The sequence below is a fragment of the Legionella sp. 227 genome, assembly GCF_043161935.1.
Taxonomy (GTDB): domain Bacteria; phylum Pseudomonadota; class Gammaproteobacteria; order Legionellales; family Legionellaceae; genus Legionella; species Legionella sheltonii.
Genome location: NZ_CP171154.1, coordinates 1,498,676 through 1,510,263 on the forward strand (window position 1 = coordinate 1,498,676; position 11,588 = coordinate 1,510,263).

Here is an 11,588-nt window from a genome sequence, read left to right on the forward strand (position 1 = left end):
CCTAAAAGCGTTCCTATCCTGCATCAATTCGAATATTAACAAACTGCCAGGGGTCACTTTGATCCATATACTTATTATCTGCATGGCTCCTGTCCTTTAGAGGAGTCCAATCGGTATAATAACCATCGACTTTACCAAGATAAGGGAGGGCTATACTCAAAATATATTCATGGTCCATATCTTCGGGTTCTATAATTCCATGTTCTGGATTTTTAATAGCCCAAATCACCCCCGATAAAACTCCAGCTGCAACTTGTAGGCTTGTCGCACTATTATGGCTAACTATTTTTCTCGCTTCATGTATGGACAGATGAGAGCCATACCAATAAGCTCCATTTTTATTTCCCATTAATAAAACCCCGAGTTCATCCGTACCATCAACAATTTCTTTTAACATAATTCGTTTCTCTTTTTGAGGTACATATTTTCTTTGCACAAGCTCTTTTAAAGACAAAATTGCATCAGGACAGGGCTGATAGGCATAATGAACAGTTGGTCTGTAATATACTGTATCCTCTTTTTTTAAAGTTAAATATTCGGCGATAGATAAAGATTCAGCGTGAGTAATTAAAAAACCATTAATAGGGCCAGAGTTGGGGGTCCAAGTACGCACTTGAGTCTCTGCTCCTGGCTGACTAAGATATATGCCACACTTCGAGCCAAAGTGGTGATGATTGGCATCATAAGGCCAATGACGTTCATGGCTTCCCCAGCCTAGTTCAGCAGGTCTAAGCGCTTCAGAGATTAAGCCATCGACTGACCAGGTATTTATAAATTCATCCGTTTTTTTTGTTTGAGAGGAAATTTGCGTATCATGTTCCGAAATGTGAATCGTTTTTATCTCAAGATCATGGGCCAATTGAGCCCATTCCACAGATTTTTTGGGTCGATCGCCATTCCACTTATTATCTTTCGCCAAATTCCATAAGGCTTGTTTCAGAAAGTGAGATACCAATCCAGGATTCGCCCCATGGGTTAAAACAGCGGTGGGTCCTTTCTTTTTATGCTGTAAGGTCGCATCACGTAAAGCATAATTAGAGAGCAGAGGATTCTTTTCATTATGCCTTTCTTCCCAAGGTTCAGCGGCAGCATCCAAATAGAGTATTTTATTTGCTTGGCAATATTGGATTAAATCAATAGTGGATACTCCGACGGATAAATTTAACAAAAAATCACCGGGCTTGAGGATAGAGGATAAAAGTTCTCGGTAATTATTTTCTTTAACCGCACGTTCATCGAATGTGACGCGATAATGGTTGGCCACATCGGCACCGAAAGTATGTTTTGATAGAATGTGAATTTGAGATGGGTCTAGTTTAATACATTGAAATAAAAGCGGTAATACGGCTTGACCAATACTTCCAAAGCCAAGAATTAGAATTTTATTATTAAATACTATTTGAGTTGCTGATTTATCCATAATTCCCCCAAATAGAGTTATCTATTTTTAGTTATTAGAGGTACAAATTTCAAAGAATTTCATTCAGCTACGTCATTGTAATTTTAAGTATAGCTCACAAAGATAATCTCATTCTAAATTTTACTTGAATACGAATAGCCGCTGAAATAATCCATTAAGTGAAATCGTAATTTGTCGCAGTTTCTTATTTATTTATAAATACAGGGAGTTAATTTACAGTCTTCGCCTATCTGTAATATATTTGATGAAGCGCTTTTACGACCGAATCAAATCAAGTGGCAATGAACTTATCGCACTCCATAAAAAGGGATTCAATAGATGAAAAATTATGAAATGTATATTGATGGACAATTTACTTCAGCCAAAAGCGGAGCTACTCGCGATATTATTGATCCCGGTAATGGCCAATTGATTGCAACAGTTCCAGAAAGTGGCAAAGAAGATGTTGTGCTCGCAATCAAAGTGGCACGTAAGGCCTTCGATGAAGGTGGATGGAAAAATACGTCAGCGCTTGATCGAAGCAAACTTTTATTCAAGGTTGCCGATATGATCCGTGCCAATGCAAAAATGTTAGCCGAGCTGGAAACACGAAACTGCGGCAAGCCTTTGGCCGAAGCAGAGTATGATGTAACCGATGCAGCCAATTGTTTTGAATTTTACGCGGGACTCGCTACTAAAATTCATGGCGAAACAATGTCGGTTCCTGCGAATTCTTTTAGTTATGTGGTACGGGAGCCTATCGGGGTGTGTGGGCAAATTATTCCCTGGAATTTCCCACTACTCATGGCCGCTTGGAAGCTTGCCCCAGCACTAGCAGCAGGAAATACCGTAATATTAAAACCATCAGAACTGACACCGATCACTGCGCTTGAGTTATTTAAGCTGATTGATCAATGTGGATTTCCTGCTGGCGTTGTGAATCTCATTACTGGTCCAGGTGCGGGAGTAGGTGAGGAATTAGCAATCAATTCGATGGTGGATAAAGTGGCATTCACCGGCGGGACAGTAACCGGAAAAAAAATAATGCAAGCTGCTACGGGAAATTTGAAGCGAATAACATTAGAACTTGGAGGAAAAAATCCCAATATCGTATTTGCAGACTGCGATCTTGAGATGGCAATTGATGGGGCACTTTTTGGGGCTTTCGCTAATCAAGGCGAGGTATGCTCTGCTGGTTCCCGCTTGATTGTTGAGCGTTCCATTCACAAAAAAATCGTAGATGGGATGTTGAAAAAAATTCCCAATATCAAGTTGGGGCATGGTTTAGAGGGTGGAGTAAAAATGGGGCCACTGGTTTCCAGTGCTCACCGCGAAAAAGTAGAACAGTATATCAAGATAGGAATTGATGAAGGCGCAAAATTGATTTGTGGCGGCAAACGTCCTACTGGTGAAGCTTTTGCAAAAGGAAATTTTCTAGAACCAACTATTTTTGATGAGGTGACGCCCGCCATGCGCATCGCTCGAGAGGAAATTTTTGGTCCAGTACTTGCCGTCATCCCCTTTGATACGGAAGAGGAAGCCATTCAAATTGCAAACGATACGGAGTATGGTTTAGCAGCAGCCGTGTGGACTAAGGATCTTACTCGTGCTCATCGCGTGACTTCTCAAATTCGTGCTGGCATTCTTTGGGTCAATCACTACCATCCAACCCATAATGAAATGCCCTGGGGTGGATACAAACAAAGTGGAGCAGGCCGTGAGTTAGGTCTATATGGAATTGAAAGTTATCTTGAAGTCAAGCAGGTGAATATTAATCTAGAGGATGCGCCAATTGGGTGGTACTAATGAATCAAATTAATATTAAAACACAAATACCAGGACCAAAATCTCAAATGTTGATGGAGCAACGCCATAAACATGTTGCGCGAGGTCCATTTCACGCGACTCCCATCTTTGTGGAACGAGCAAAAGGCTCGTTTGTAGAAGATGTCGATGGAAATGTATTTTTGGATTTCTCATCTGGAATTGGTGTGGTGAATACAGGACACTGTCCTGATACGGTGGTCAATGCACTCAAGGCCCAGGCTGATAAATTCATGCACACGAGTTTTAATATTCTTCCTTATGAAGGGTATATTAAGGTGTGTGAAAAATTAAACTATCACGCTCCGGGGAATTTTGAAAAAAAATCCATCCTGTTGAATTCAGGTGCTGAAGCGGTAGAAAATGCGATTAAAGTAGCGCGGTCCTATACTGGAAAACAAGCGGTGATTTGTTTTGATCATGCATATCATGGCCGTACTTACATGGCGATGGCACTTACCGCAAAGAATAAACCCTACAAGCATGGATTTGGTCCATTTCTTTCAGAAATTCATCGGGCACCCATTCCTTATGAGTATCGATGGCAGGGAGCAAATTGTGTCGAAGAGTGTTTTCATGATTTTTCTGAGCTCGTTAATTTTCGAGTGGGTGTTGAAAATGTTGCGGCAGTGATTTTAGAGCCCGTGCTGGGTGAGGGAGGATTTATACAATTTCCAGCCTCTTTTTTAGAAAAACTTCGAGAGTTTTGCACGGCGAACAACATTGTGTTGATTGCTGATGAAATTCAATCGGGTTTCGGACGTACTGGCAATCTATTTGCGATGAAGACCATGGGAGTGGAGCCTGACCTTACTGTCTCAGCAAAAGGGCTTGGGGGTGGAACAGTGCTCGCTGCGGTAACCGGCAAAGCGGAAATGATGGATGCTGCAATGGTGGGTGGATTGGGAGGAACCTTCGGAGGAAATCCACTGAGTTGTGCGGCGGCTCTAGAAGTATTCAAAATCTTTGAAGAAGGAGCGCTTTTGAAAAATGTCACGCATCTTTCAAAAGTACTTCATACTAAGCTTTCTGGATTTAAAGAAAAATATAAAATAGTAGGTGATTTTCGTGGTTTGGGTGTTATGCAAGCCATTGAACTTGTGGAAGATAAAACCACTAAAGAACCAAATAAAGTAGCAGCAGACCGATTAACACGATTTTGTTTGGAGCATGGACTGGTAATTCTTAGCTGTGGAGGATATGGAAATGTGATTCGCCTTCTCATGCCGCTTTCTACTGATGTAAACGATTTGGAAATTGGACTTTCTATCATTGAAAAAGGACTCAAGACATTATAAAGACAGCGTAGGTTTTTATTCCGATGGTTTTTGCAATAAAATTTCTTTCCCCAAAGGAAAAAAAGGGGGCCGGTTCGAGTTCCAAATTTTTTTAGAACTGATGATGAAGTTCTGCCTTAACACTTAGGTTTATTCTCATCTGGATCAGAGGTTGCGTCTTTATGCATTTCTTTACTTGTTTGCGAAATATGCAAGCCATCAGTAAAATCCAAATAGCTCGCAATGATGCGAGCAACATCTTTTGACAACGCATTTCCCTTAAACAGTCCCATAAGTGCATGTTGGGTCAAATTATTGAGTTTCTCTTCTTCTTTACTTAGAAAATCCTTCATTTCCTGGCCAGTTGCCAAATCAATTGGTTTTGAGGTGTAGCCTTGGCTAAAATCTCTATCTTGAGTATAGGGGTGAATGTAGAAAGGGAGCTTAAGTAACGCCCGCTTTTGTACTTTAGATAGATTTTTAAAGAGGCTTTTAATTTCCGCTACATTACCTTCTTCGATTGACTTAATATAACTTTCAATAGTTGATTTCTTCAGTTTTAATGGTTCGATAAATATTGGCTGGCTTATAAGTTCTCCCTTAGAATATTTATAACTACATTCATCTGCAAAATATTGGCCACCATTCAAACTTATAATTTCATTAACTGATTTGGGAATTGCAATTACTGGCCTACTATTTTCTGATACTAAAGATTTTTCACAAAAACCATTCTTGTTAATATAAAGCCCAATATTCAAATTTGTAGACTTACTAATTTTTAGAGACATCACCCAAGAATGCGAGCTATTTACTTTTCCAAGGGAAAAAATAAATGTTCCAATTGGCTTAGAGTTCAGAGCTTTTTCAATTTGCTGTTCATTCAAATCCAATTGTTTCCACGTCATTGACAGCAAAGAAGAGCCTCGCAGACAGTCCATTCCTTTCACCGCTTCAATTTGATTAAAGGGAATCCAATTTCTCTCCCTGGTAAGTCGTAACACCATCGTTTTGAGATCTTGGAAATTGCCTGGGTAATTTTGTAGGGTAAGCGTTTGCTCATCAGCTGGATTTTGGGTGACTAACAAATGGAGCACCTTAATTTCCGAGGATTTTCCTCTTATCACAATACTCAATGCAGCAACGGCATCTTGTTGACTACTGGGCCGCAATAAAAAGGTTCCAAAGGGCATATTCATGAGACGCTTTTCAGCTTCTTTGCGGTCAATATTATAATGACATGCGGGGGTGTCATAATGATCATTCTCTGGCATCAAAGATAACCCAATGTAGTTGGTTTTGTATAATGTTAGTATATTTCATGATCTTATTTTAATCAATTTGTTCTTTTTTGGTTGCTTGATAAAGTAAAATAGATCAGCAAAAAATTTTGAATCATCATCGTTAGTGGATCTGGTTAGGTACGGTCTTTAAAACAAGCCGAATTTTCCAAAAATGATCACTTTTTTTTAAGACCTCTAATAGAATATGAGCAATATCATCTATTTTGAGGGATTTCAGGGTTAACATCGGTAAAAGGAAAAGCATTTATTTCCAGATTAAGTTGACCATGTGCTTGAATCATAATTTTGTCGAACTCACCTAAAAAAGGTTTTCCTTCTTCCCTATAGTTTTCGTGTAATTCTTTTTGCCCTTGGGCAAGTATTTTTGAAATTTGCCCTAACTCATTCCCGTGACCAGCCTCATCGAGTTCTCTTAATCCCAAATAAATGTTATGTGCTAACTCTGATTTTTTTGATGAAAAAAATGGTGGAAGAGTAATTACATTAGATAAGAGTTTATGAACAGCATCCCAAAACTGATTGCGCAAATAATAAGCTTCAAATTTCTTCGCAATGTCGCTCGCTACACTCATTTCAGAAAAGCCTGGGGCATTTAACTTATTTAACGATTTTAATAGTATGGGAATGGTGTATTTTTCATTAGTAAAAAAGTTTTCTGCAGATAAATTATACCTGAACTCTTGATCATCAGAAGATTGCAGGTGTAATGAAAGGCTACTGACTTTAGATTTAGCTAATTTCATTTTTTCCATATAATTTAGTTTAGGATCATCTTTGATTGCATTCAGTTCTGTTTTGAGATCTGTAATATAATCTCGTTGAGCAGGATGAAGTGTACGATTATTGTCTAAATGAGCATTAAGCAAATCAATGACCTCATCAATATATTGAAATGAGTGACACACTTTACGTAACTGGCGATATAAATAAGATTCTTGCTGATTGTAATTTTTTAAAAACAGAACAACCCTCATTAGTTCATTTTTTAAAATTGGCGTTGCACCTTTGTCATCCATATTGGCGGTTTTATCCAAACAGTTCTGTAGACGGTCTAAGGCAAATTTGATGGGGACTGAATTATTTTCCTTGAGATGTTTTTCATAATTAGTTACCGAAATTATTGCTTGCTCAAGAAAAGAACGCTCATCATCGACTAAAGTGGCCCCCAATGGACGACGAAAATAGAGTGTTACTTTTCGTGGTTGAGGTAAAGGGCTCTTCTCTTTAATATGATTAATTTTGCAAAATTTTTGGTAAAACTCTTCGTGTTCCTTACGCAATTGATTTAATTCCGTGCGTACGTCTGTTGCATCAATAGTCTTTCCTTCATAGAACCATTGGTATAGCTTAGGATACAGTTCCTGGAACAACTCTCCATGTTCCTGATTCACAAATAAACGATGATCCTGACTATAATGCCTATGGTGACTTAGAACTCGTCGAGCGTGGAAGGCAGTGCCTTTCGAGTAGAGCCACCAGCAATCCCGCATCTCATTGTAATATTCAAAACGTTTCTGCCGGGATAAGGACTCAGCTGGAATATCTTTAAATTCTGTCCATTGATTATTCATGACCATCTTATAGGGTGGGCGGAGTGCGTTTTTGGCCAAACTACCTGTTTCCTGACAAAAGCGATACAAATCATCATGTAATAATTTGGGGACATGATTCGTTTTTTCCTCAGGAGTTAACAACATCGCTTTACCATGCCAACCAGGGTATACTTTTATAGCGACTTTTGTGGTATGCGGGCTTGCAAAAACGTACCTGCTTCTATCTTGAGGATCAAAACCAGGTTTATATTCATGCAACATTACTGCTGCCTCGAGTCTTTGTACGTTTTTAGGAATAATGTAGGAATTAGGATCATCGGCCCTCCCGGCACCTGGTACATGGTCAACCAAAAATAAATTTACTTTGACATCAGGGTACAAATTATCCAGTAAATTAGCCAACCTCACACAGGCATCAGCGCCGCGGCTGTAACCATGCAAATTGACCGTTTTAGGCATTTCCCCACCATTATCAAGGATAAGTTGTCGTAAAAATAAAGTCGCTTCAAATAATTGTTCATCCATCCCATCACCAAGCAAGCGGCCGGTGACCAACTGCATAAGGTCTTTTACACCCGAAAGTATTTCATCTGAGGCTTTAACTTTTGCTTTTTGAACGGCGTCATAAATATATCGCCCAGGAGTTGGATGATCGGTACACGTTGGATCAGGCTCTGAACCCACGCCATCGAACAGATGTGTTGCAACCTTGGCTCCAGCCTTTTCTGCTGCTGCAGCAGCATTATGAAAAGCAGTCAGTACATCTTGATATTTGCTGCGATGACAGTCGGTGCCTAAGAAAAAAAAACTTACAGTGTCTTTCATCGGGTATTTTTTGATTAGGGCTACTTATTAAAATAATAGCACTTGTTCATTAATAACGTCATTTGTATTAAAAAATAACATATCATGTTTGTTATTAGGATAACAAAGCGATGAACTCATGGAGGCGTTCTATGATGAAATGCAACATTCCATGCTGTTTCATGACCCTATACTTTACTTGGGTCTTTATACAGATAATAAAAATATAGAGCACTTTGCTAATTTCCTATAAGATGCCACCATCATCTCTTTTCTGGGTTATCTAATGGAAACCAAATTAATCACCGAACCTAATGCAAATAAATTGAGTGAATCACCATCAACTGAATTTGTACAATACAGCCTTATAAATTTCGACAAAAAACAGGTAGAAACGGCCAGAAAAATTATTATTGAACGAGTGCATGCTTTTATTCAACAGATTAAAAATACAGGACAACCCTTTAAAATAAATAAAGAAGGCCCCCTTAAACTTAGTTTTGAGGTGAGTGAAATCGAAGATTGTCTCAGTCAAATGGAACAAGAGCTATGTATCGTTGAAAGAGAACCTTTGTATTACTTGGAGTGGAATATTTTAGTTCCTCTCACAGATGCATCTCACGGCCACAATTTTTTTGGTCAGTATTTTAATGTCAGCAAACTCGACTTGATTGAAGGTCTTATTAATCATTGTTTTGGCAGCACAGTTTGCTTTGGAAGTTTCCAACCAACGATGATGCCTATCGATAATCATGTTCCAGGAAGAGTGTGTATTGAAAAAATTCATCAAATTATAGAAATACATTCAGAAGCTGTTTGCCATGAAAATATCCAACCAGCGGTGATGTCTCATGATAATTCTGCTCCGGTTCTTTCGGAGTATGAAGAAAAAAAGAATCGGGAACCCCAGTTTACAGCGGCACCGCAAAACATATCAGAGAGGGGTAATAATAACGAGAAATTATTAACGATCATCAATAAACTTAAAAATAATATATCAATGCAACAAAATGGTCGTCAAACTATCAGAAATAGTGAATGGAAAATCAACTTATTTGTTGCTATAGAAAATAGGCTTAAAAAAGAAGACCCGCAGTATACTGATATAAACCAATATGTTGCTGATATTCGTGATGTTTGCGCAATGAAAAGAAATCTCTTGCATTTTTGGTCGGAGCCACACAGTGTGTCTGAGTTTGCCTTGATGGTTAAAGAGCTAGATTTAGAACAGAATCCCTTTACTCCCTAGGAGAGTCTAGTAAACGTGGCCCTGCCCTTTAAATTTTCCCGATTGGCAAAATATACAAAGGTTCTTCTTGGATACCCAAGATTGTTTTAACTTGATTTCCATCAAATGCGCCTATGGATACAGTCCCAAGATTTAATGATACAGATTGCAAATAAATATTTTGTGCTGCATGGCCTGCTTCCATAAAAACAAAGGATGTTCCTTTATCACCATATTTATTTATTGTTCGAGAAAATTCAGCTGTTATAACAATATCGACAGCCCCTAATTGGATAGCCTTTTGTCCCCAGGCTGCTTTAGCAAGTTGATTCCGTACATCCTCTTCTTTTAACTTTTGCAAAAGATGCTTTGCCGGTATGTAGTGGTATATGCCTGCGGGTAATTTTTCTATGTTTCCACTCACTAAATATACTTCCAATGGATAGAGAGCTCCTGCTGAAGGAGCTGTACGCAAGCCATTATTAGAGGTTACCCCTTGTGAAGCCCAGAGTAATTGTGCAACGTGCTGTAGTGTTATTGCTTCATTTTTATACTGTCTTACTGAACGACGTTTTTTCAATGCTTCCTCAATTGAGATATGACTGGTGTATGCAGGTTTAGGTAGTTTTATTTCAATTGGAGGTTTCGATTGCGGGTTTATTTTAGGCTCTTTTGATAATTTTTTTGGCATTAGAATTAAGTAAAGACAAATCAGGACTGCGATTATCAAGAGAAATATTCTTTTGCGTCGCCAAAACTCCATTAGTCATCTCCTGATATAAGTCCTCATAAAATCCAATATATTGATTTTGAAATCTATTCATCAGCTTACATTATAAAATGCATGGTAAAACGATAGACTGTGATTTAGTAAATAGTCCATGATTCATACATACCCTTAGCAATAGGAAGATCGGCTTCATATTGATTTATTAACGATGCATAGCTCCAAGTATAAAAAGCTAACTCATCGTCCCTTAAAATGATTACATACATTTGCTTGTATTCGTTATTCTTATATTTATAAGTAAATATTAAATATTCTCCATGAAATCTCTTGGGATTTTGAGGCAGCTCCATCTCCCCTTGAGCTAATAATTTGGGTTCGGTGGTATTCGCAAAAATTTGTGATTTTAAGTCATCTTTCAGTTCTTGAACGGTTGAGTATTGACCCTTATTTTTTTTGGTCAAAAGAGTTTGGATAGTAATCGTTGTATGATTAGTATCCTTTTTACCTCTAAAGACGACCGTTCCTTTCCCTGTTTTAATATATTCCCAGGTACTTGGATATTTAAGAGCGTATTTATTCCCTTTATTCTCAAAATTAATCCATGCAGATTCCTGCGGTGTCGGATCGTTTAATAAAGCGAAGGAGTTAAGAGCTACCTTTATTCCTGCTCCCGTAGAACTTAGCTTAATATTTAAAATCTTCCATGCTCCATCTTCCCATATTAAGCGATATTCAATCGGTGTTTTTGCACCATCTTGTGCAGTCAGAGTCCCTTTCACAATGCCTATATTATTTTCAATGATTCGCTCGTTAAAAAAAGCACTCGCATTATTTTTTAACGAAGGATACTGATTTATAAATTTTTTAAAATCAGTAAGAGAAGTCGCTTTCTGGAAATCTTTTGAGGTATAGGAGTATGCTTTTTCAATGTCTCCAGATTTTAATGCACTGAGTTGTTGATTAATAGGGTAAGTCAAGCCACTCATCAAGAGGAATATGATGATAAATATCGTTCCCACATAGAGTAACAACCAGGCAAAAACGGCTCCTATCACCAACATTACTTTTTTAAATGGGGATGGATTTTGAGTCAGTTGAATCAAGTTGCCGTTTTTATCTTCAAATTTGTTCGTCACTAATAGGATTAAATCGACTAAATACCAAATACCAAATCCTCCTCCGGTAATGAGCATTAATAAACCGGTATATATTTTTCCTACATAAATTCGGTGAACCCCTAAAACTCCTAAAAATAATCCGAAAATAAGAACAACGGCAGGGGATTTCTGATGGTTTGCTTGGGTGGAATATGATTTTTGTATCTGAGAAAATGAATCTGTTTCTATTTTTGCGCCGCAATGACTACAGAACGAAGCATCTGATATGAGGTTATTTCCGCAATGTTTACAAAATTTAGGTGCGTCCATGCTTATTCTCCAATTTAATGGGTCATTCTGAATAAGCTCAAA

General features: G+C 38.2%; 9 protein-coding genes. 3 read left to right on the top strand and 6 right to left on the bottom strand.

Annotated elements, in window-relative coordinates:
• Positions 1–13 precede the first annotated feature (13 nt).
• Complete coding sequence (locus tag ACF8MK_RS06430; RefSeq protein WP_392538638.1) at positions 14–1,420, bottom strand: saccharopine dehydrogenase C-terminal domain-containing protein; 1,407 nt, start codon at positions 1,418–1,420, stop codon at positions 14–16.
• Between the two features lie 318 nt (positions 1,421–1,738).
• Here ACF8MK_RS06430 and ACF8MK_RS06435 point away from each other — a divergent pair, with 318 nt between their 5' ends.
• Positions 1,739–3,205 carry an aldehyde dehydrogenase family protein gene (locus tag ACF8MK_RS06435; protein WP_392538639.1) on the top strand — a complete coding sequence of 489 codons (1,467 nt, stop codon included), beginning with the start codon at positions 1,739–1,741 and terminating at the stop codon, positions 3,203–3,205.
• A complete protein-coding gene (gabT, locus tag ACF8MK_RS06440) occupies positions 3,205–4,521 on the top strand; it encodes a 4-aminobutyrate--2-oxoglutarate transaminase (RefSeq protein ID WP_392538640.1) in 1,317 nt (438 codons plus the stop codon). Before ACF8MK_RS06435 ends, gabT begins: the two co-directional genes overlap by 1 nt.
• 116 nt (positions 4,522–4,637) lie before the next feature.
• Here gabT and ACF8MK_RS06445 read toward each other — a convergent pair whose 3' ends face one another.
• Positions 4,638–5,774, bottom strand: a complete 1,137-nt coding sequence (locus tag ACF8MK_RS06445; protein WP_392538641.1) for an SH2 domain-containing protein — start codon at positions 5,772–5,774, stop codon at positions 4,638–4,640.
• Positions 5,775–5,998: 224 nt separating this feature from the next.
• Positions 5,999–8,182, bottom strand: a complete 2,184-nt coding sequence (locus ACF8MK_RS06450; RefSeq protein ID WP_392538642.1) for a DUF5621 domain-containing protein — start codon at positions 8,180–8,182, stop codon at positions 5,999–6,001.
• A 265-nt stretch (positions 8,183–8,447) separates the two neighbouring features.
• On the opposite strand from ACF8MK_RS06450, the gene ACF8MK_RS06455 reads away from it, so the two are divergent.
• Positions 8,448–9,410 (top strand): hypothetical protein, encoded by a 963-nt coding sequence (locus ACF8MK_RS06455; protein ID WP_392538643.1) that lies wholly within the window; start codon positions 8,448–8,450, stop codon positions 9,408–9,410.
• Between the two features lie 28 nt (positions 9,411–9,438).
• Here the strand turns inward: ACF8MK_RS06455 and ACF8MK_RS06460 are convergent, their stop codons facing one another.
• From ACF8MK_RS06460 to ACF8MK_RS06470, 3 genes are read right to left on the bottom strand one after another with little or no spacing between them, the layout of a single operon-like run.
• Positions 9,439–10,080: a SagB/ThcOx family dehydrogenase gene (locus tag ACF8MK_RS06460; RefSeq protein WP_392538644.1), complete on the bottom strand. Its 642-nt coding sequence runs from the start codon at positions 10,078–10,080 to the stop codon at positions 9,439–9,441.
• Positions 10,052–10,213 carry a hypothetical protein gene (locus tag ACF8MK_RS06465; protein WP_392538645.1) on the bottom strand — a complete coding sequence of 54 codons (162 nt, stop codon included), beginning with the start codon at positions 10,211–10,213 and terminating at the stop codon, positions 10,052–10,054. Before ACF8MK_RS06465 ends, ACF8MK_RS06460 begins: the two co-directional genes overlap by 29 nt.
• A gap of 43 nt (positions 10,214–10,256) precedes the next feature.
• Positions 10,257–11,546 carry a DUF4864 domain-containing protein gene (locus ACF8MK_RS06470; protein WP_392538646.1) on the bottom strand — a complete coding sequence of 430 codons (1,290 nt, stop codon included), beginning with the start codon at positions 11,544–11,546 and terminating at the stop codon, positions 10,257–10,259.
• Positions 11,547–11,588 lie beyond the last annotated feature (42 nt).